General features: G+C 37.5%; 20 protein-coding genes. 10 read left to right on the top strand and 10 right to left on the bottom strand.

All coding sequences use genetic code 11. The features are described from left to right. Positions 1-40: 40 nt before the first annotated feature. Positions 41-1,099, bottom strand: coding sequence for a type II asparaginase (locus AC1M9M_RS11385; RefSeq protein WP_481596384.1), 1,059 nt, complete (start codon positions 1,097-1,099; stop codon positions 41-43). Between the two features lie 186 nt (positions 1,100-1,285). Then, positions 1,286-2,521 (bottom strand): pyridoxal phosphate-dependent aminotransferase, encoded by a 1,236-nt coding sequence (locus AC1M9M_RS11380; RefSeq protein WP_481596383.1) that lies wholly within the window; start codon positions 2,519-2,521, stop codon positions 1,286-1,288. A gap of 151 nt (positions 2,522-2,672) precedes the next feature. Here AC1M9M_RS11380 and msrB point away from each other — a divergent pair, with 151 nt between their 5' ends. Continuing rightward, entirely contained in the window at positions 2,673-3,092 is a 420-nt protein-coding gene (msrB, locus tag AC1M9M_RS11375; RefSeq protein ID WP_035266138.1) for a peptide-methionine (R)-S-oxide reductase MsrB, read from the top strand. Continuing rightward, positions 3,089-3,571, top strand: coding sequence for a glutathione peroxidase (locus tag AC1M9M_RS11370; protein WP_035266096.1), 483 nt, complete (start codon positions 3,089-3,091; stop codon positions 3,569-3,571). Before msrB ends, AC1M9M_RS11370 begins: the two co-directional genes overlap by 4 nt. 38 nt (positions 3,572-3,609) lie before the next feature. Here AC1M9M_RS11370 and AC1M9M_RS11365 read toward each other — a convergent pair whose 3' ends face one another. Then, positions 3,610-5,130: a flavin-containing monooxygenase gene (locus tag AC1M9M_RS11365; RefSeq protein WP_481596382.1), complete on the bottom strand. Its 1,521-nt coding sequence runs from the start codon at positions 5,128-5,130 to the stop codon at positions 3,610-3,612. A 155-nt stretch (positions 5,131-5,285) separates the two neighbouring features. On the opposite strand from AC1M9M_RS11365, the gene AC1M9M_RS11360 reads away from it, so the two are divergent. The 5 genes from AC1M9M_RS11360 (at position 5,286) to AC1M9M_RS11340 (ending at position 12,321) form a co-directional block, all read left to right on the top strand. Beyond that, on the top strand, positions 5,286-6,296 hold the full coding sequence (locus AC1M9M_RS11360) for an AraC family transcriptional regulator (protein WP_481596381.1): 1,011 nt from the start codon (positions 5,286-5,288) through the stop codon (positions 6,294-6,296). Positions 6,297-6,396: 100 nt separating this feature from the next. Continuing rightward, positions 6,397-7,539 carry a cell division protein ZapE gene (zapE, locus tag AC1M9M_RS11355; RefSeq protein WP_481587652.1) on the top strand — a complete coding sequence of 381 codons (1,143 nt, stop codon included), beginning with the start codon at positions 6,397-6,399 and terminating at the stop codon, positions 7,537-7,539. A 354-nt stretch (positions 7,540-7,893) separates the two neighbouring features. Next, entirely contained in the window at positions 7,894-10,056 is a 2,163-nt protein-coding gene (locus tag AC1M9M_RS11350) for a malate synthase G (RefSeq protein WP_092767767.1), read from the top strand. Positions 10,057-10,147: 91 nt separating this feature from the next. Beyond that, entirely contained in the window at positions 10,148-11,596 is a 1,449-nt protein-coding gene (locus AC1M9M_RS11345) for an aldehyde dehydrogenase family protein (RefSeq protein ID WP_481596380.1), read from the top strand. A 59-nt stretch (positions 11,597-11,655) separates the two neighbouring features. Further along, positions 11,656-12,321 (top strand): SOS response-associated peptidase, encoded by a 666-nt coding sequence (locus tag AC1M9M_RS11340; RefSeq protein WP_481596379.1) that lies wholly within the window; start codon positions 11,656-11,658, stop codon positions 12,319-12,321. Positions 12,322-12,338: 17 nt separating this feature from the next. Here the strand turns inward: AC1M9M_RS11340 and AC1M9M_RS11335 are convergent, their stop codons facing one another. Further along, positions 12,339-12,803 carry a MarR family winged helix-turn-helix transcriptional regulator gene (locus AC1M9M_RS11335; RefSeq protein WP_035266085.1) on the bottom strand — a complete coding sequence of 155 codons (465 nt, stop codon included), beginning with the start codon at positions 12,801-12,803 and terminating at the stop codon, positions 12,339-12,341. Positions 12,804-13,359: 556 nt separating this feature from the next. Between AC1M9M_RS11335 and AC1M9M_RS11330 the strand changes: the two genes are divergently transcribed. Together AC1M9M_RS11330 and AC1M9M_RS11325 are read left to right on the top strand one after the other, a co-directional pair. Then, complete coding sequence (locus tag AC1M9M_RS11330) at positions 13,360-14,892, top strand: TerC family protein (RefSeq protein ID WP_092767773.1); 1,533 nt, start codon at positions 13,360-13,362, stop codon at positions 14,890-14,892. A 144-nt stretch (positions 14,893-15,036) separates the two neighbouring features. Further along, positions 15,037-15,492, top strand: a complete 456-nt coding sequence (locus AC1M9M_RS11325; protein ID WP_416224324.1) for a hypothetical protein — start codon at positions 15,037-15,039, stop codon at positions 15,490-15,492. Between the two features lie 91 nt (positions 15,493-15,583). Here AC1M9M_RS11325 and AC1M9M_RS11320 read toward each other — a convergent pair whose 3' ends face one another. Further along, a complete protein-coding gene (locus tag AC1M9M_RS11320; protein WP_035266079.1) occupies positions 15,584-15,835 on the bottom strand; it encodes a hypothetical protein in 252 nt (83 codons plus the stop codon). Positions 15,836-16,255: 420 nt separating this feature from the next. Beyond that, on the bottom strand, positions 16,256-17,548 hold the full coding sequence (gene brnQ, locus AC1M9M_RS11315; protein ID WP_481596378.1) for a branched-chain amino acid transport system II carrier protein: 1,293 nt from the start codon (positions 17,546-17,548) through the stop codon (positions 16,256-16,258). 344 nt (positions 17,549-17,892) lie between these two features. On the opposite strand from brnQ, the gene map reads away from it, so the two are divergent. Further along, positions 17,893-18,687, top strand: coding sequence for a type I methionyl aminopeptidase (gene map / locus AC1M9M_RS11310; RefSeq protein ID WP_481596377.1), 795 nt, complete (start codon positions 17,893-17,895; stop codon positions 18,685-18,687). Positions 18,688-18,706: 19 nt separating this feature from the next. Here map and AC1M9M_RS11305 read toward each other — a convergent pair whose 3' ends face one another. The 4 genes from AC1M9M_RS11305 to aceR form a co-directional block, all read right to left on the bottom strand. Next, complete coding sequence (locus AC1M9M_RS11305) at positions 18,707-19,885, bottom strand: benzoate/H(+) symporter BenE family transporter (protein WP_481596409.1); 1,179 nt, start codon at positions 19,883-19,885, stop codon at positions 18,707-18,709. A gap of 53 nt (positions 19,886-19,938) precedes the next feature. After that, positions 19,939-20,589 (bottom strand): leucine efflux protein LeuE, encoded by a 651-nt coding sequence (gene leuE, locus AC1M9M_RS11300; protein WP_481596376.1) that lies wholly within the window; start codon positions 20,587-20,589, stop codon positions 19,939-19,941. A gap of 67 nt (positions 20,590-20,656) precedes the next feature. Next, entirely contained in the window at positions 20,657-21,643 is a 987-nt protein-coding gene (gene tal / locus AC1M9M_RS11295; RefSeq protein WP_481596375.1) for a transaldolase, read from the bottom strand. Positions 21,644-21,737: 94 nt separating this feature from the next. After that, entirely contained in the window at positions 21,738-22,622 is an 885-nt protein-coding gene (gene aceR, locus AC1M9M_RS11290; protein WP_092767852.1) for an HTH-type transcriptional regulator AceR, read from the bottom strand. Positions 22,623-22,638 lie beyond the last annotated feature (16 nt).

Below are 22,638 nucleotides of genomic sequence, written 5' to 3'. Positions count from 1 at the left end.
AAGTGCCATTCGGCACTTTTTTATAACATGAAAATTGGGCTTAATATTCCCAGAACATGCGTTGTATTTCTTTTGCATCTTTGGTTTTGGTTAAAGCAAGCGCGGTTAAAATTTTAGCTTTTTGAGGGTTGAAGTCATGTGCAACTACCCAACCATATTTGTCATCTGGCTGTTCGGCATTACGGAGAACGAATCCATGTGGCACTCGTGAAGAACGTACAATTTGTATACCACTTTGCTGAAGTTGATTCAGCGTGGGAACAATATTTTTCGCGACTGAGCCGTTTCCTGTACCTGCATGGACAATGGCTTTAACCCCAGCCTTGGCATACGCTTGATAAGCATCAGGAATCATGTTGCCAGAGCCATAGACAATTTGAACTAATGGGAGTGTATCACCCTTAATATTCTCGATATTAAATTCTGACCGCTGATTAAATCGCTTAACAGAACTTCGGAACCAATAAGGTTTAGATTCTACCAACGTCCCTAAAGCTCCCCATTGGCTTACAAAGGCATTAGTATGAATATTAATGCCTTTAGTCACATCTCGAGCTGCAAAAATACTATCGTTCATAAGGACGAACACCCCCTTATTTTTTGCACTCGGGTCTGCTGCCAGAGCAACTGCACTATATAAATTTAGTGGGCCATCCGCAGATAAAGCCGTCGATGGGCGCATTGAGCCGACAACAACAATAGGTTTTTCCGTTTGTACGACTAGATTAAGAAAAAAAGCGGTTTCTTCTAAAGTATCTGTGCCATGTGTAATGACAACGCCATTTACATCTGACTTTTTAACCAAATCATTGACTTGGCGGGCAAGGGAAAGTAATTCTTTGTCTGTAATGCTTTCAGAAGCAACCTGCATTGCTTGTACGCCGCTCACATTGGCTAAATCTTTAATTTGAGGAACGGCATTCAGTAAGTCATCCACTGGAACTTTTGCGGCAGTGTAAGTGGCGCTGTTGGTTGAGCTTGCACCAGCACCCGCAATCGTTCCCCCAGTTGCAACGACGACAACGTTATTTTTAGCAAAGCTCGTTAGGGGTAATAACAAGCCAATCGATAGAGTCAGTGCGGTTAGCGTCTTTTTCATCTTTTTTCCTAAATGTTTTTTATAGTATTGTGCATGGATAATGCTTAATCACGATAAAGGAAAAGAAGGGTGCTTGTATATAATCAAAATGAAATTAATATCATGAAATAATCAAAATATTAAATATAAAACCCCCACATTGAAATCTGGGGGTTTTAAATACATCATTCACATAAAACGACTGAATTAACGCATTTTCGCCAAGAATCTTCCTAGACGGTTAATCGCTTCACGAAGTTCATTTTCAGCAGGTAAGAACACCACACGGAAATGATCAGGGGTAGGCCAGTTGAATCCTGTACCTTGAACCAATAACACTTTTTCTGCTTTGAGGAAGTCAAGCATAAACTGTTCATCATCCTGAATCGGATAAATTTCAGGATCAAGTTTAGGGAAACAATACATTGCACCTTCAGGTTTAATACAGCTTACACCTGGGATTTCATTCAACATTTGCCAAGCAATATTGCGTTGCTCATACAAACGACCACCTGGACGAATTAAATCGTTGATAGACTGGTAGCCACCCAATGCAGTTTGAATAGCATATTGAGCTTGATGGTTAGCACACAGGCGCATTGACGCGAGCATGTCTAGACCTTCAATATAATCTGCTGCACGTGTCTTATCACCCGTAATTGCCATCCAGCCTGAACGGTATCCAGCAATTCGATAGGATTTAGATAATCCGTTAAATGAAATACACAGTTGATTACCCGCAAGGGCAGCGACCGATACATGTTCGATTCCATCGTAAACGATCTTATCGTAGATCTCATCAGCAAATAAAATCAGGTCATATTTTTTTGCAAGAGCGACAATTTTTTCTAAGACATGACGTGGATAAACAGCACCCGTTGGGTTGTTCGGATTGATAATCACGATCCCACGAGTATTAGGCGTAATTTTGTTTTCCATATCCTGAATATCAGGATACCAATTGTTTTCTTCATCACATTTATAATGGATTGCAGTACCACCAGAAAGATTAACGGCAGCAGTCCATAATGGATAATCTGGCATTGGCACCAGCATTTCATCGCCGTCATCTAACAGGCCTTGCATAGCCATTACAATCAGCTCAGAAACACCATTCCCAATATAAACGTCATTGACATGCATATTGAAAATACCTTTTTGTTGATAGTACTGACAAACCGCTTTGCGGGCAGGGAAAATCCCTTTTGAGTCTGTATAGCCAATTGCATTTGGTAAGTTCAACGCAACATCATTGATAATTTCTTGAGGTGCTTCAAAACCGAAGGGCGCTGGGTTGCCGATATTGAGTTTAATTATCTTATGTCCGGCTTCTTCCATTTCGTTGGCGGCGCGTAACACAGGTCCACGAATGTCATAGCATACATGCTCGAGCTTAGACGATTTCTTAATTTCGCGTGGAGTAGTGTTACCTAAAACGGACATATTCCCATCCAATTATTTTTGAGTGAATAAAAATAGATTACTAAATATCACAATCTATGTAGAAATTTAGCTAGAAATTTTTCAAGCTCTAGCGTAAATATGAAGGTACTGAAGCATGACATTGAATGTCAAAGATTTAAAGGAGTTAATCATGGGAAAACTCAATAAAACAGACCGAGAATGGCAAAGAGAGTTATCACCAGAGGAGTATCGCATTACCCGTCAAAAGGGAACTGAGCCTGCTTTCACAGGGCGATATTGGAATACCAAACAAGAAGGAACTTATGTTTGTCGTTGCTGTGGCGAACCTTTATTTACTTCAGAAACCAAATATGACAGTGGTTGTGGATGGCCTAGTTTTTATCGTCCAATCAACCAAACAGTCATTGAAGAACATGATGATCACTCACATGGCATGATTCGTACTGAGATTGTTTGTCATCATTGTGACGCACATCTAGGTCATGTTTTTGAGGATGGACCTGAACCTACAGGTCTTCGTTATTGTGTAAACTCAGCTTCATTAGAATTAAAAACCCAAGAAAAAAATGATGAGGAAACCTATCCATGACCAATATTTATCAATTTGAGGCAGAATTGCTAGAAGGGGAAAATAAGCAATTTTCGGACTATGAAGGTAAAGTGCTATTGATAGTCAACACAGCCAGCAAATGTGGATTTACGCCACAATTTGCAGGGTTGGAAGCGCTGTATGAAAAGTATAAAGATCAAGGTTTTGAGGTATTAGGATTTCCGTGTAATCAATTTGGTGGGCAAGATCCGGGTACGCACGAAGAAATTGGTAGTTTTTGCCAGAGAAATTACGGTGTATCCTTTCCGATGTTCGCTAAAGTGGATGTAAAAGGTCCTGAAGCCCATGTGATTTTTCGGTATCTCACCAACAACAGCAAAGGCATTTTAGGAAGTGGAATTAAGTGGAACTTTACCAAATTTTTGATTGGAAAAGATGGCAAAGTGCTTAATCGATATGCACCTACAACTAAACCAGAAAGCATTGAAGATGATATTCAAAAAGCGCTGGCTCAGTAAAAAAAATCAGCTCAATTGAGCTGATTTTTTTTATTCATTTAATTTAAGAAACGATAATCGGCTAGATTTGCATTTTTGGTTTCTAGCCAATACTTCCATGTATAACTCGGCCAAAGTGAAAAATTCTTTCCGCCTTCTTGCTGATACCAACTCACACAGCCAGATTGCCAAACTGTGCCTGCAAATTTTTTTTGGATTTTACGGTTGAATTCTTCTTGGACTACATCTTTGACCACAATTGCTTTAGTCTTGGATTTTTCGACAGCTTCAATCAATTGCAGAATATAATTCACTTGAGATTCGATCATAAAAATTACAGAGTTATGACCTAAAACAGTATTCGGGCCTAAAAGTTGAAAGAGATTTGGAAATCCTTTGGTAGAAATTCCATAGTAGCTTTCAGCACCCTCTTTCCATGCTTCTTTCAACTCAATACCATTTTCGCCATAACATTTAAAATCTTTTAAATAAATTCGTGGATCAGTAATAAAACCAGTACCGTAAATTAAGCAATCTATTTCTCGAACTTGACCATCTTTGGTAACAATCGCATTTTCAGTAATTTCTTGAATGCTGTCCGTCACGAGCTCTACATTCTTGCGATTAAATGTTGGGAAATATCGATTTGATACCAAGATTCTTTTACACCCCATGGTGTAATCTGGTGTCAGTTTTTTTGCTATTTCTTTATCTTTGACTTGGAAGCGAATGAAAGCTTCTGCAAGTTTTTGACCCAGTCGCATCATTTGAGGTTTTACAATCGGAACTACGCGTGATTCGTTAGACCAATATAAGCGTGCTCGATGCAATTTTCTAAACCAGTCGTATTGGGCAAATAGTTTTTTGTCTAAAGCATTATAAGCTCGTTCATCGCGCGGTATTACCCATGCAGCCGTTCTTTGAAACACGTATAACTGTTTGGTTTTTGGTGCAATCTCAGGAATATATTGAATTGCACTTCCACCTGTGCCGATACTGGCTACACGTTTACCATTCAGGTCATAAGCATGATTCCAAGATGAGGAGTGGAATACTTCGCCTTTAAATTTTTCGATTCCTTTAATCTTTGGAATTTGAGGAATATGCAATGGACCAGAGGCAAAAATAAGGAATTGACTGTGTAGAGCACTTTGATTCTTAATGGATATTTCCCACGTATGAGCTTGCTCATCGAAGCGTGTCGAAACGACTTCGCTATCAAATTGAATAAATTTTTTTAAATCATATTCTTGAATAAGATCTTGAATATATTGGAAAATTTCAGGTGCTTCAGCATATCGTTTTGTCCAATCAGATTTGGGGGCAAAAGATAACGAATACATATGAGACTGCACATCACATGCAGCACCCGGATATTGATTTTCGCGCCAAGTACCACCTACATCTGTAGCTTTTTCAAGAATAACAAAATCTTTGATACCGCGTTTAAGAAGTTGAATCGCTGTGGCTAATCCTCCAAATCCGGCGCCGATAATCGCAATTTTAGTATTTTTCTTGATGAATTGCGTTTCAGTCAAGTCGACTGAATTTGTATCTAGCTGATCTGATGTAACTTCCATTTTAATACTCGTTCATATTATTTGAAGCTATCATAAGCAGTCTGGATTGAAACTGACATGATTTCATTGACATTTAATATTGATATTTTCGGCAATATTCTTTCCCTTTTTTTTAGGGTAAAACATATGCAACTTTAATTTTAAAATTCTGATTTATGAAAAGGTCGATTCTCGGTTTGTTGTATCTCATACAGGGTATGCGACAAGTCGGAATAAATGTGGACGAAAGATTGGAAGCTGTCGGTTTAAAGGCGGATGCCTTAGATCCGAGTTCAACGATTCAACCTGAATTAGAACAAATCATTCAAAGAATTATTGCTAAAGGGGTTAACCCGCTGCTCGGTTTAGATGTCGGTCAACATTATGCGCTCGCAGGCTATGGTCCGCTTCTCATGCTATTGGTCACAAGCCCGAATGTCGGTGCGGCTCTCACAAATGGAATACGCTATCAAGCGCTTACCCATTTATCGGGTAGACTTACATTAGAGCAGACGAGTGTCTATGCGGCTTTATGTTATGAGCCTCTCAATTTACAAAGTGAAGTTGATGAGTTCAGGGCTCAATGTGAAATTTCAGGTACGGTTAAATTCGTGCAAGATATCTACAAAATGATAGGATTGCCTTTTCCTGAAGTGCAGATTGAATTGCCGTTTTCACGACCGAAAGAATCTATTTTTTTGAACAAGTATTTGAATTATTTCGGTGCGCAAGTTCGGTTTGAACATGATAAATTTCGACTGATTTTTGATGCAGAAATTTTAGAATTGAAGTTGCCTTCAGCTGATCAAATCACATTTAATGTCCACCAACAAAGATGTAATGCTGAGATCGAAAGATTGAATGCGCAACAATTGAATCAACACCAGTTGATTCAAAGAATTCACGATTATTTGGATTTACAAACGGGGCAGATTCCAACAATGGCAGAAACTGCTCAAGCTTTGAATATTCCAGAGCGTACTTTGCGACATCAGCTTAACCAACTGGATACAAGCTATAAGCAAATACGGGAGCAACTCATTCGAGAGAAAGCGCTTCGATTAATTGAGTACAAAGAGTATTCAATCGAAGTAATAGCTGAAATGCTTGGATATTCAGAACCTGCAGCATTTAACCATGCTTTTAAAAGATGGTTTGGACAAAGTCCACGACAGTATGGGAAATAACCTCAGCATGTATGCTCAAATGGTATATGCCAAAGTGTTATTTATCATTTTTTTAAATATTCGTTATACTTCCGACGGCCTAAAAAAGTAATCAATATCTATGTTCCATTCTCATTCTTCGCAAAATAGTTTAAGTCACACTCCGCAATCACCTGCAGAACGTTATGCTCACGCAATTTCGTCAGGACAATTTATGCCTGATGATGCTCAAGCTCAAGCTGTACATGAACTTAATCGTGTTTGGGAAGAACTGATCTTACGATATAAAGCTTCTAAAAAAGCGTTTCGACGTTTTCGCCGTCAAACAGCCCCGAAGGGTGTTTATATGTGGGGTGGTGTTGGGCGTGGAAAAACTTGGTTGATGGACCAGTTTTATGATGCGATACCATTCCGTCGTAAGACGCGTATGCATTTCCATCATTTTATGCAATATGTGCATAAAGAGTTAAATAAAAATTCAGGACAGCAAAATCCACTCGACATCGTTGCTGATCAAATTTACAAAGATGCGGTTGTGATCTGTTTTGATGAATTCTTTGTATCAAATGTCACGGATGCGATGATTTTAAGTGATTTATTCCAAAAGCTATTTGTTCGTGGAATTACACTTGTTGCGACATCAAACATTGCACCAGATGGTTTATACAAGAACGGTATTCATCGCGACCGCTTTATTCCAACGATTGAAATGGTAAAAAAGAATTGTGTCATTTTGAATGTGGATGCAGGTGTTGACTATCGTTTGCGTGTACTGAAACAAGCGCAGTTGTTCAAATCACCTTTAAGCCATGATAATCAGGTATGGATGGCACAACGTTTTTCAGCATTAACCAGTGCTCAAAATGTGAGTGAAGAACCGATCATCATTAATGGACGTAATGTCGATACAATTGGTCATACTGAAGATGTATTATGGTGTGAGTTTTCTGAACTCTGTATGAAGCCACGAAGTCCTGCGGACTTTATCGAAATTGCGAACACTTATAACACTGTCCTAGTCAGTAATGTTCCCGATCTGAATGATTATTTATCAGAAGGAACACGCCGATTCATTTATTTAGTCGATGAGTTCTATGATCGTGGTGTTAAATTATTACTAACCTCACATGCCAGTATCATTGATATATATAGTGGCGAAAAATTAGCGTTTGAAATCGAACGCACACGTTCACGCTTACTCGAAATGCAATCAGATGACTATTTACAATCTGCGCATCGACAAATTGATATGCCTGCAGAATAAATGTGAAAATTCAAAAACGAACCCAAACAGATGATGTTTGGGTTTTTTTATTTGGAGTGGAATAAATTTGAAATCGTCGCTTAAAAGCGTAGAGAAAATAGACATATTGGTTTAAATTAAATCAGATTTGATGGAAATTGGCACTTAAGTCTAATTTCTACCTTTATAAAACTTTATACACTGTAATTAGATTGTTGAATTAAAACGACTCAATAAGTAATAGATCAAAAGTCTCATCTGATTGGTGTCTATAATAAATGATCACTATTTAGCAATGTGATATTACTATTCAGCAATTTATAAATGGGTATACTAGATTCTCTTGTATAAAAAGTAGCAATATCAGGAAAGACAATGACTGCACGTATTCAGAAAGGCAAGTTAGCGATTGCTAAAGAACTCTACGATTTCATCGAAAATGAAGCACTACCAGGTTCTGGTTTAGACAGTGAAACTTACTGGAAAAACTTTGAACAAGTCGTTGTTGATCTTAGCCCAAAAAATAAAGCACTCTTGGCTAAGCGTGATGACATTCAAGCGAAAATTGATGAATGGCACCGCAATAATAAATTTGAATTAGGAGCTTACAAAGCTTTCCTGACAGAAATTGGCTACTTATTACCAGAAGTAGAAGATTTTCAAATTACAACTGAAAATGTAGATGAAGAAATCGCACTATTGGCGGGTGCACAATTGGTTGTGCCTGTACGTAATGCACGTTACTGCTTGAACGCTGCAAATGCTCGTTGGGGCTCTTTATATGACGCATTGTATGGTTTCGATGTCATCTCGGAAGAAGGCGGTGCGGAAAAAGGTAAGGGGTATAACCCTGTTCGTGGCGAAAAAGTTATCGCTTTTGCTAAAAATTTCTTAAATGAAACTTTCCCTTTAGCAAATGGATCACATGCGGATGCTACGAAATACGCTGTTGAAGCAAAAAAATTAGTGGTAACGCTTAAAGATGGCAGCACAACGAATTTGGCTAAAGAAGCTCAATTTGTAGGTTTTAATGGTGAAGAGTCTGCGCCGACAGAAATCGTTTTATTAAATAATGGTTTGCATGTCATCATTGAAATCGATGCGACAAGCCCAATTGGTCAAACGGATGCTGCTGGCGTAAAAGATCTTGTTTTAGAATCTGCGGTAACAACGATCCAAGATTTGGAAGACTCAATTGCTGCGGTTGATGCTGAAGAAAAAGTTGAAGGCTACCGTAACTGGTTAGGTTTGATGAAGGGTACTTTGGAAGAGAAAATCGAGAAAAATGGTAAAACCATTACTCGTGCTTTAAACAAAGACCGTACCCACAAAAATCTGATCGGTGGCGAAACAACTTTACACGGTCGTTCATTGATGCTTCTTCGTAACGTTGGTCATTTGATGACGAACCCGGCGATCCTAGTGGATGGTCAAGAAATCTATGAAGGTATCATGGATGCATTGATCACACCGTTATTAACGTTTGCTGACATCAAAGGTCAAAATGAAATCAAGAACTCTCGTAAAGGTTCTATGTATATCGTTAAACCTAAGATGCATGGCCCTGAAGAAGTTGCATTTGCAGTTGAACTATTTGAGCGTGCAGAACAAGCTCTAGGTTTGCCAGCAAAAACGCTTAAAATCGGGATCATGGATGAAGAGCGCCGTACTTCTGTAAACTTGAAAAACTGTATTGCTCAAGCGAAAGATCGTACCATCTTCATTAACACAGGATTCATGGACCGTACAGGTGACGAAATCCATACCTTTATGGAAGCAGGTCCATTCGTTCGTAAGGGTGAAGTTAAATCTCAAATTTGGTTCCCTGCATATGAAAACCGTAACGTGATGGTTGGTTTACAAGCAGGCTTACGTGGCAAAGCACAAATTGGTAAAGGCATGTGGCCTAAACCAGATATGCTTTTAGATATGTATAAAACCAAAATTGAGCATCCTGAAGCTGGTGCGAGCTGTGCTTGGGTTCCATCACCATCTGGTGCTGTAATTCATGCGATTCACTATCACCAATGTAATGTTTCAGCGCGTCAACAAGAGTTGTTAAAAACTGAAGCATTACCTTTAGATGATTTATTAACTCCACCATTAGCGACTGATACGAATTGGACTGATGAAGAGAAAACCAAAGAGTTAGAAAATAACCTTCAGGGTATTCTTGGTTATGTTGTTCGTTGGGTTGATTTGGGTGTTGGTTGTTCTAAAGTTCCAGACATCAACAACGTTGGTTTGATGGAAGACCGTGCAACTTTACGTATTTCATCTCAACACGTTGCTAACTGGTTACGTCACGGTATCGTGACTAAAGAGCAAGTTGAAGAAGTAATGCAACGTATGGCTAAAATTGTAGATGAGCAAAATGCGAACGATCCAGCGTACACACCAATGGCGCCTGGGTTTGACGGTTATGCTTACCAAGCAGCATATGATTTAGTGTTTAAAGGTGCTGAACAACCATCAGGTTATACAGAACCATTACTTCATGCTTACCGCTTGAAGCTTAAAGGTTATACTGGTGACTAATTAAAATAAAAAAGCCTCTCCGGAGGCTTTTTTTACGATTGTGTAAAATAGTTGACCATTGGGTAAAAAGTGGCATGTAGAGGGACATAAAATGACGCGATATTCAAATTTAAATCAACAGTATATTAACGGTTCTTGGTTAAAAGGCTCTTCAGAGCGTGTCATACAAAATTTTAATCCATTTGATTTAAAAGAAATACACCAAATTCAAGCGGCGAATCAGTCTGATGTTGATCTCGCTTTTTCTGCAGCACAACAAGCATTTGATCTTGGCTTAATTACCTCTGCTATAGATCGCAAGAAAATCATTCAGAAGCTGCATGACATCATACAATTACGTAAAGACGAAATTATAGATTGGCTGATTACCGAGTCTGGAAGTACGCGTCTCAAGGCAAATATTGAAGTAGGTGCTGCGCTTGGTATTATCTCAGAATCATTCACTTTTCCTGATCAAATCCAAACTGTTCAGCTAGAAAGTAAAGATCCTGCGAGAAAAAGTTTTTATCAACGCAAAGCGTTGGGTGTTATTGCTGTCATTAGCCCTTGGAATTTTCCATTTCATTTGTCAATGCGATCGGTTGTTTGCGCAATCGCATGTGGAAATACAGTGGTACTAAAACCTGCGAGTGACACACCTGTTACAGGTGGAACATTATTAGGGAAATTGTTTGAAGAGGCGGGTGTGCCCGCTGGTGTACTGAATGTCATTGTGGGTAGTGGTAGTGAAATAGGGGATTATTTTGTCGAGCATCCTATCCCGAAGATGATTTCATTCACTGGCTCTACAGAAGTAGGACAAAATGTTGGTGCTAAAGCGATGGCCAGCTCTAGAATCAAACGACTTGCTTTAGAGCTTGGGGGGAATGCGCCATTATTAATTCTTAAAGATGCAGATTTAGATTTGGCAGTCGATTTGACGATCAAGGGGCGCTTCCTTCACCAAGGTCAAATCTGTATGAGCACTAATCGTGTCATCGTAGATCAATCGATTCACAATGAATATGTTGAAAAGCTTTTAAACAAAGTCAAAGATATTCCTGTGGGTGATCCTAATCTTGATGAGACGCTTATAGGACCTATTATTAATAATACACAAGTGAAACAGCATCAACGAATCATTGATCAGGCTCAAATAGAAGGTGCTAAGTTGGTCTATGCTGGGGGTATTGAGAATAATTTGGTTTCACCTCATGTGTTTATCGATGTATTGCCGACATATGCAATTGCTCAAGAGGAAAGCTTCGGACCAATTCTGCCGATCATCAGAGCAGATGATGAAGCACATGCAATAAAAATCGCCAATGACACACCGTTTGGTTTATCTGGTGCTGTATGTACATCTGATATTGAGCGCGGAGTAGAAATCGCTTCAAAACTCGATATTGGAATGACACATATTAATGATATAAGTGTCGCGGACCATGCTAATGCACCATTCGGTGGAGAAAAGAACTCTGGATTAGGGCGCTTTAATGGGCATTGGATTATGGATGAATTCACGCGTACACACTGGATGACAGTACCAATATCATCATAATGAACTGAATTGGATCGGCTATAATAGCCTAAGTTTTTTATAGTATTGAAAATTATGCTATGTGTGCCAACTTTAAGCCAATACAAGCGCATCAAATCCAAGCATTAGAACTTCCACATATTTCATTTGAATATGTGGAAGAGGTTTATCCAATCTACGAAACCCCGTTATTATTTAAATCTGATCATAGCTACGAGTGGAGGTTAGTTAATTTTGGTTTTATACCAAAATGGGCAACTGATACAGAAATAGCGAAGAAAACCTATAATGCACGCAATGAAACATTAAGCGAAAAAAGAAGTTTTCAAGAAGCATTTGAAAAATGTAAATTTGGTGTAATTCCAGTCACTGAGTTTTATGAAGCAAAATATATTAATGGACGACCGCAACGATGGGGTGTGAGAAGAAAAGATGGTCAGGCATTTTATATCGCAGCGTTGTATGAAATCACGAAAATTGATCAAATTATTTATCGTTCAGCAACGATGATTACCATGGATGCTATTCATCACGAAATGATGAAGGATTTTCATGAGCCTGGAGATGTTAAACGGTCAGTAATTATTATTCCGCACCATAAATTAGATCAGTGGTTGAGTTTAAAATCCCCCGACATTCAGAACTTTGTTGAAGGCTTTCCAGTAGGGGAATTTGAATGTTTTTATTGTCCAAAACCACGGCAGAACAATACAGCCCAACTCAATATGTTTGATGATGGGCTTTAATCTAAAGTTTAGGAAAATTAATGCGCTAAATTTTTGAAAATATGCTTTAAGCTTTCCATTAGTTTTTCAATTTGAAGTGGGGTTAATCCCTCAAATGTTTGTTCAAGAACCACACTCATCAGGTCATTAATTTTTTTTGTCATTTCTAAACCTTTTGGTGTTAGTACCACACGCGTAATACGGGCATCGTTTTCACACGAGTAAGTGTCAACCATTCCTTCATCTTTTAAACGGTAAACGATTTTTGTAGTCGTCGACATTTTTGACACAATCATGTCAGAGAGTTCTGAAACACTTGCATCTGGTTTAGTAGACAATGCGACAAGCAAACGTCGACGAGAATTATCAACGCCATACTTTTTGAGCACATGGTCAACATTCAGTACATACTGAGAATGGACTTGAGTGATCCAATAGAATGGAAAATTTTCGAGTTCAAAATTTTCAGATGAAGGTAAAAATTTTGCATATTTTTTTGACATCGCTACGTCCTTGTCAGTGTAACTTAATTGTTTTTATTAATTTAAATATTACATGAAGCATAACCTATATTAAAAGAACTATGTTCAAATAATCAACTTATGTTCAAGCGCTTACCTTAAATCAGACAAAAGGTATGACACCTATTGACTTCAGTTTTATAAAACATATTTCAATGATCTGTAAATATCTTTATGTGTATCAAAACAGAAGATTCGAAAAATACAGCTATTCTGATCTTCATGATTATATCTTTATGTCAATTCCACGCTGACCAAATTCTATTGAAAAATATAGGAACTATAACTTGGCACTGATATTTTTTTTTGTGTCGAAAATGTCAAAGACTATTCAAGGATGGCAATTACGACTAAAGATATGATCTAAATTTACATAAAAAATTGTTTTAAACATAAAAAAAGTAATTACAAAATAAAATTCTTATGCATAATAGTTTCATCATTTCTGAAAAGGTAACTTTATATATGGACCCGTCGCCGTGTTGGCCTAATTTAGCTTCTTACATTATCTTAAATAATAAGAACCAGGAGATCTAATATGGAATTTTTATTGGATCCTGGCATTTGGATAGGGTTAATTACCCTTATCATTCTTGAAATCGTTTTAGGTATTGATAACTTAGTATTTATTGCGATACTTGCAGAAAAACTTCCTCCAGAACAACGTGATAAAGCCCGTGTAATCGGTTTATCCCTCGCATTATTAATGCGTCTAGGTCTACTTTTTGCGATCTCGTGGTTAGTGACTTTAACTCAACCATTGATTGAAATTTTTGGAAAAACATTCTCAGGTCGGGATTTGATATTACTGTTTGGTGGTCTATTCCTTGTGTATAAGGCTGTCAATGAACTCCATGAAAAAATGGAGGGTAAACCCGAGATTAAAACGAATAACAATGTCGTATACGCTGGTTTTGCTGCAGTTGTGGCTCAGATCGTCGTGCTTGATGCGGTATTTTCACTCGACTCAGTGATCACTGCGATTGGTATGGTGGATAATATTTACGTGATGATGGCTGCGATGATTGTGGCTATGGTTGTCATGTTAATTGCATCAAAACCGTTAACTACGTTTGTTAACCGTCATCCTACGGTGGTTATCCTTTGTTTAAGTTTCTTGTTATTGATCGGTGTAAGTCTAATCGCTGAAGGTTTTGGATTCCATATCCCTAAAGGTTATATTTATTCAGGTATTGGTGTTGCAATTCTAATTGAAGCATTCAATCAATTTTCGAATCGTAATCTTGAAAAAAATCAAGCGAAGATCCCGTTACGTCATCGAACTGCAGATTCAATTTTGAAATTGATGGGCAGTAAATTGGATGCCGATATTGCAACATCCAAAGAAGTTGAAGAAATTCAACAAGCTTTTGGTGATGAAGAGCGTTATATGGTTGGTGGTGTGCTATCACTTGCTGAACGTTCAGTTGCTTCAATTATGACACCTCGAAATCAAATTTCTTGGGTTAATATTGAGGACGATGCCGAAGCAATTCGTGAACAGGTATTAGCTGTACCTCATAGTCTTTTCCCAGTTTGTCGTGGACAATTGGATAAAGTCATCACGATTGTACGTGCAAAAGAATTGATTGATGCATTAGATGATCCAGATCAACTAAAAGATTTGATGAAACGTGTCCGTCCTATTTTCATTTATGAAAAAATGAAAGTGATTGATGCAATTAATACATTAAGAACTTCTAAAGGTTCATTGGTACTTGTTACAAATGAATATGGCAATATTCAAGGCTTAATCTCACCATTAGATGTTTTTGAAGCAATTGCTGGTGAATTCCCAGATGCTGATGAACAGCTTGAATTGGTTAAAATCGATGATACCACTTGGAAGGCGTCTGGTATGTTAGATTTATATCAATTAGAGCTGGCGCTCGATATATTAGATTTAGATCTGGTGCAAGAAGACTCAGGTTACTTTAGTGTTGCAGGACTGATTTTAGATAAAACGAGTGGGGCGGTTGAAGTTGGTATGTTGATTGAACACCAAGGGGTTAATTTCGAAATTCTAGAAATGGAAGATAATCGAATTAAAACCGTTAAAATCACGCTTTAAACTCTAATAAAAAAGCTCCTTATTGGAGCTTTTTTTTGCTTAAATTTCTATATAAGGTATGGAGTTAGCGAAGTCGTAGTATGAAATATGAGATAAGATGCTAAACATATTGCAATCTGTTTTATAGCGAAGGAATGTCAGATCATGATCGACCAAATGGAATTATCGGTAAGACTTGCTATTTTTTTTAGTGGTATTTTTTTATTGACCGGTATGCTTACTGGTGTATGGAAGTATGTGCAAATCAGCTTATCTAAACAAGCTCGAGCACATTATTATGTTGATATTGCGCATAGGAGTAGTTTGTTATATGCACCTGCAACGTTAATTCTAGCGGTTATGGCATATTTTTCAGCGTTGAATGAATCGACAAATTTGCTCTTTATTTTGATTAATATTTTCTTTTTTGCATTTTCAATTTTAAGTTATATTTTGCATGGCTTATTGAAAGATACGACAAATCAGTTCAAAGAACCACATCAATTAGGGCGTATTGAATTACCAAAATTGCTCATGAGAGGTGCGATGGTACTATTGGTCGTAGGTGAGGTTGGGGCGACCTTAGGTTTGCTTTATGGTTTATATGTTGGGTTATTCTAATAAGTAGAGCAGAATTGAAAAACTTGTTATTTTGATAGAGTGCTTTAAATGATGACATTGACTTTAAGATGGATGCTTTGGCATCCATCTCTTAGTCTAAATGTGCTTCTTGATCAGAAAGCTTTTGAGTACGATATTTCGTGTCAATAAAGGCCCACACGTAAAATGCTAGCGTCGCAGCAAGTGCATAAGCAAAATATTCAAGCTTCAACGTGCCTTGAATTGTACCTTGCACAACAAGTGTCAGCATGAGAGCAAACATTGTGCTTAAAAAAACGACAGCATTGTTGTTTGCTTTAAGAGTATTAATGAAGACTTGCTTGTTGAAATGTAATGATAACATCTCCATCCCTCCTGATAATTCATGACAAATCTGAATGATTTAGTCGACTTTGTTTACATACTTGTACAGGGGATTGAAGAATAAAGCAAGTTTTTAACACTCTATTATGTAAATAAATTATGACATTAATATGACAAAAGTCGAAATATTTGAAATTAAGATACTACGTGAGCTAAGTGCTAGAATTATTTCGATAAATCGTGATGAGATGAATAGAGTTTCTTGTAATTCTTTAATCTATTTACTTTTTAGCATCTTGCAAAACAAATAAATAGTAGCAAAAGTCATTCCAAATCAGACTGATGAGGTCAAAGTTAAGGTGGGTAAGCAATAATAGTCTGTTGGATAAACGAGACAATTATTGATTAGAGAACAAATACGGCTTGGGTAAAACAATATTTATTGATAAATCACCTGAATTTACTTCTTCAGTCTATCCAGTATGTAGACAATGACAAATACAACTAAAGAAGGAATCAACCATGCTAAATTTTGTTCAGCCAATGGTAGATTGTTCATAAATGCTGGCAAGAAATGATCTAATTCTGCAACCTTAAGTCCATCAATAATACCGAATATGAAAGCAACCGCCGTAACAGGCGCAATGACGCGTGGAGCGGAATTAAAGAACTTCCACATAAATCCCATCATGATCACCACAATCGCTGGTGGGTAGATTGCACTTAATACAGGTACAGAGAAGGCGATTAACTTGGTTAAACCTAAGTTGGAAATGACAAATGAGAAACCAACAAGAATGAAAACCCATTTTTTGTAAGTAATCTTCGTGATTTGTGAGAAATATTCTGCACATGCACAAGTCAAACCAATTGCCGTAACCATGCATGCAATAAAAATCATCGCCCCTAGAAAATATGAGCCAAAGTCACCAAAGGCATGCTGAACATAGCCATGGAGAATAATGGCACCATTTGCAGCGTTAGGTGCAGCTTCGTGACTACCCAGTCCAAGCTTAAATAGGCTAATGTAAACCAGTGTAAGGCCAATACCTGAAATTAAACTTGCGATCACTGCATATTTGGTAATTAACTTTTGATCAGTTACACCACGTGAACGTATCGCATTAATAATGACAATACCAAATACTAAAGCCCCTAAAGTGTCCATGGTTAAATAACCATTAACAAAACCTTCTGAAACAGGACTATTGATATAGTTTCCAATAGGTGCAGGGATATAATCTGCAGAAACTAAAAAGGCACTACCACCTAAAATGATCAAAGAGAGAATTTTGAGTGGAGATAAAACATAGCCGACAGTATCCAAAATTTTATTCGGATAAAGTGCGATTAACGTTACAAATGCAAAGTAAATTGCACTGTAGATCAACAAGGTCGATGAAGACGTTCCAAAATAACTCGAAAAACCAATTTCAAAAGAAACTGTAGCTGTCCGAGGTGTCGCGAAAAGTGGTCCAACAGCAAGATAGCATGCTACGGTTAAGATTAAACTTGCAATCTTACCCAGTGGAGAGCTTAAAAGTTGAATAGAGCCTTCAACACGCGATAGCGCAATGATCGTGATAACAGGAAGGCCAACAGCAGTAATTAAGAAGCCAAAAGCAGCTAACCAAACATGTTCACCCGCTTGTTGAGCAACAATAGGTGGGAAGATAATATTGCCTGCACCGATAAATAGTGCAAAGGTCATAAAACCTAAGGCAATAATGTCCCGTGTACGCAAATTGGTCATAAGGGAGATCGGTTCAAGAAAAAAGAAATCGATTTTAGAGCAAATGTCAGTAAATAGGGAGGGTGGTCATCCATCGAATGGAATAGTAAAAAAGCAAGAAGCGAATAATTTTATTGGATGGGAAATTATGAGTTAAATTAAGTCTATGTATTTATAAAACTAATAAAATAAATTTATTTATTAAATTGAAATCAAGCAGAGCGTAGATCTAGATTCGCAAAATAAAATAATGTACTGAATGGTTAAATAATAGTCGAAAATGATTAAGTTACAGACAGTCTATAGCGTTTGTGATCGACAAATGAAAGTCCTATAATGAATCCTGAATTAAAAAGGGGTTCATCATGAAGGCAACAGCTGTCACCATTAAAACTGAACAAGATATTGAAAAACTAAGAATATCGGGTCGGCTTGCGGCACAAGTGCTTGCGATGATTGGTGATTATGTGAAGCCAGGTGTGAGTACTGAGTATCTTGATGATATCTGTAATGATTACATCGTCAATACACTTAAGGTGACGCCAGCAAATGTCGGTTATTACGGATATACAAAAACAACCTGTATTTCGAAAAATGAAGTTGTATGTCATGGTATCCCTGCTTCCAATATTATCTTAGAGGATGGAGACATCATTAATATTGATGTTGCAATCATCAAGGATGGTTATTTTGGTGATACCAGTCGAATGTACTATGTGGGTACAATTAAACCTGAAGCAAAAAAATTAGTCGATACGACTTATGAAGCGATGCTTGCAGGTATTAAAACGGTTAAACCTGGCGCGACACTTGGTGACGTGGGTCATGCTATTCAACAAGTTGCGCAACGCGAAGGTTATACGATTGTACGTGAATATTGTGGTCACGGTATTGGAAAAACCTACCATGAGCAACCGAATGTATTGCATTACGGACAGCCTGGTCAGGGATTAGTATTAAGAAAAGGAATGGTGTTTACCATTGAGCCTATGGTGAATGCAGGCAAAGCCAAAGTTAAAGAATTAAAAGACGGATGGACAGTAGTTACAGCAGATAAATCTTGGTCTGCACAATGGGAACATATGGTTGCTGTGACTGATGAAGGATATGAATTATTGACACCTTGGCCTGAAGGTACGAGTGAATATCCTGTAATTTAATTCCCAAAAGCCTATTTTTTTAAATAGGCTTTTTAATTTGTATACGCATCAAATGATAAATAATAAATCCAATAACCAATCCCCAAAAAGCAGATCCAATGCCCAAAAACTGAACTCCAGATGCAGACATTAAAAAAGTGATTAAAGCAGCATCACGATCTAAATCTTCTTTAAATGCGATACTGATGTTATGTCCAATCGTTGCAAAAAGTGCGATCGCCGCCAAAGTGGTGATCATTTCTCTAGGGAATGACAGTAATAATCCCGTTAGTGTCGCTGCAAAAATGCCCATAAAGATATAGAACACTCCACAAGCCATACCTGCAATATAGCGTTTAGCAGGGTCTTGATGAACTTGTTCATCAAGGCTCACAGCTGCACTAATTGCTGCGATATTGGTTGAAAATGCCCCGAACGGAGCGAATATTGCTTGAGCAATTCCTGTCCAACTTACTAATTGGTTGACATGAGGTTTGTAACCATAGGATCTGATCATTGCTAAACCAGGTAAATATTGTGAAGCCATATTGATGATCAAGAGGGGAATAGCTAAACCCAGAATACTTGACCAGTGAAATTCAGGCTGAATCCATACTGGATACGTCATTCCGTAGTGAATTTTGGTTGCTGTATATTCAAAGAAAAAAGGTGTGGCGATAATGCAAGCTAACAATGTAATGACAATGGAGTGACGGGGTAATGCTTTTTTACTTATAAAATATGTACTGATCAAGATTAGAACATAGATCAATTGGTCTTGCATGACCGTAAATAATGAAATGCCAAATTTTAATAACACTCCAGCTAACATGGCGCTTGTAAGAGATTGCGGTAAAAATTCAAGAATTCTTTGAAATATTCCAAAAAAGCCCAATACAGCAGTCATAATTCCGCATATTAAAAATGCCCCTATCGCCTCATTCAAATTGTATCCTGAGCCTGTAGCGATAATCAGTGCTAGTCCTGCTGTTGACCATGATGTTGCAACTGGATATTTAAACTTCCAGCTTAAGATCAGTCCTGATAATCCTATACTCAAACCCAGTGCCCAAAACCATGAGCTAATCTGTGCTTGATTTGCACCTAATACTTGTCCAGCATGAATAACCAGTACAGATGAAACGCTAATGCCAATTAAAAATGTAATAAAGCCAGCGAAAACAGCAGGTAGACTTAAATCTTTTTTTATTCTTGTTATCACGTCTATGAGCATTTTTATATTATTTCCCTAATGATTCTGTGAAGTTAAGATTACATTGTTGATGTCGCAAGTTTGATCCCAAACAATCCAAATAAAATACCAATAGCGGCAACAGAAGCAGCTGCTAATTTATAATGCGTGTTGAAGTAATTTGAAATTTTGATACCTGTGAAGATCAACATACTTAAGTAGGCTATACTCATTAATTGTAAAATTACAGCAAGCATTAAAAAGCTTTGGGCTGGATAAGGATAAGCTGGATCTACAAATTGAACAAAAAACGATAAAAAGAACAGTATTGCCTTTGGGTTAATCAGACTAATGAGTAATGCGGTACGAAAAGGATGAAATTTTTCTTGTTTTTGTACAATAGAAACATTAGCTTGATCTTTACTTGGACGTTTCCAAGTTAAATAGGCTGCATATATTAAACGGATACCTAAATAACTAAGATATAAAGCACCAATAATTTTTAGGGCGAAAAAAATCCAGGGAAATTGATGCAATAATGTTGCGGCACCTAAGACAGTTAGCAAAATAAGGATGGTATCTCCACACAAAATACCGAAAGCACCTTGATAGCCCACTTTTATGCCAAAGCGAGTCGCAATAGACATGACATAGAGCGAGTTAGGTCCAGGTAATAAAATAATAAGTAATGTACCTATTAAATAGGTTGGAAGATCAGTTATACCAAACACTCATTTATCTCTTAAAAAATAATCGAGCTCCTAAGAGCTCGATTGAAAGAATGATGGATAGGTGCAATTAAGCTTTTATATCAGCATCTATGCCAAATGATTGTTTTAACAGAGAGCTGAGTTGATCTCTTGCCTTAATAAAGCCATCTATACCGCCTTGCAATAATTGCGATGCCATAAGATCTTTCTGAATTTGCGCTTTAAAATCTATTTCAGTGATTGGACTAAGTGATTCGATATTTGAGCTGTGTGCATTTGCATTTAACTGAACTTCAACTTGGCGATGATCTTGAGCCAATTCGTCAAGTAAATTCGGTGATACAGTTAAGAGGTCGCATCCAGCAAGTCCGAGAACCTGTTCTATGCTACGAAAGCTTGCGCCCATAACTTCAGTTTTCACCTGATTTTGTTTGTAGAACTCGTAAATTTGTTTAACGGATTGCACACCAGGATCATGTTCAATTGGATAGTGATCCACATTTTCAGCTTTTTTATACCAATCGAGAATACGACCTACAAATGGTGAAATTAATGTGACCTGAGCATCCGCACATGCTTTTGCTTGATGTAAGCCAAACAACAAAGTTAAGTTGCAATGAATGCCTTCTGCTTCAAGAACCTTAGCAGCTTGAATACCTTCCCATGTTGAGGCGATTTTAATTAAAATTCGGTTTTGATCAACACCATAAGTCGCATAGAGAGCGAGTAATTCTTTAGCTTTAGCAATTGTCGCGGCTGTATCGTATGAAAGTGCTGCATCAACTTCTGTTGATACTCGACCTTCAACTACTTTTAGAATTTCCACACCTAATTTGACAGTCAGGATATCAATTGTTCTATCGATTAACTCATCTGACTGATAACCCTCTGACTTTGCTTGATCAAATGCAGCTTCAATCAGTTCTTTGTTTTCAGGGAATGAAGCTGCTGCCGTGATGAGTGAAGGGTTAGTGGTAGCATCCAATGGCTTAAATTTTTTTATAGCGTTTAAGTCACCTGTGTCTGCAACAATTGTAGTGAAGTTTTTTAATTGAGATAAAGCTGTTTCAGTCATTGCGATCTAATTCTTTGTTTCATTACTTATACCATCTTTATAACACATGATTATTTTGAAACATGCTACAAAAGTTTTAAATCAAGTTATTTTCCTACATTTTTCTTTTATTTCTGATGTGATGAATTAAAAATTGAGCAGCTTTGCCCAATGGTTGCTCTTTACTCCAAACCAGATCGATAAAATAATCAAATTTTGGAGTGAAATCTGAAAATCGTAGAACTTTAAGTTTTTTCTTTAATGTTGGTTGTTCGATAAGCATTTCAGTGGGTAAAACTCCCCATCCAAGTCCTTGTGAAATTAATCTACATGCAGAATGGTGATTGTCTGTACGCCATGCATCTTTGGAAAAGAGTAATTCAGGCTTAATGTTCCGATCGCGACTAGCGACTACAATCTGACGACTTTGAAAAATTTCTTCATAGCTCACTTTTTGATTTTGGCACAGCGGATGATGAACAGATGCAACTGGAATTAAACTTTCTTTCATTAATTCCACAAATTGTTCATTCGCCTCAATATGTTCACGCTCAAACATCAATGCTAAATGTGCTTTACCCGTTAAAATCATTTGTTGAGCATCTTCTTGTGGTGCGCTGAATATATTGATTTGTAGTTGAGGAAATTGTTGTTCTAATAAAACAATATAATCAGTCCATCTACTATGTAGTAATTCTGATACCACCACAATATTTAATTCGGTTTCGATGCCGCTACTCAAACCAAATGCATGTTGTTTCCATTGATTCATTTCAATCAATAAATGATTAGTACGTTCATACAAAACTTTGGCTTGAAGTGTTGGCTGTGGTTCACGTCCTACTCTTTCAAACAGTTGAAGATTCAGATCAATCTCTAAATTGGAAATCGCCATACTGACAGCAGAGGGGACCTTGCCTAACTGACGTGCGGCTGCGGAAAAAGAACCTGTTTCCATCACAGTTTTAAAAACGACCAATTGTTCTTGATTAATATTCATGTTTATTCTTTCAAAA

Source organism: Acinetobacter sp. ANC_7503 (assembly GCF_056780035.1).
The sequence above is the reverse complement of the archived record's forward strand: the minus strand, read 5'-3'. Positions and strand labels throughout refer to the sequence as shown.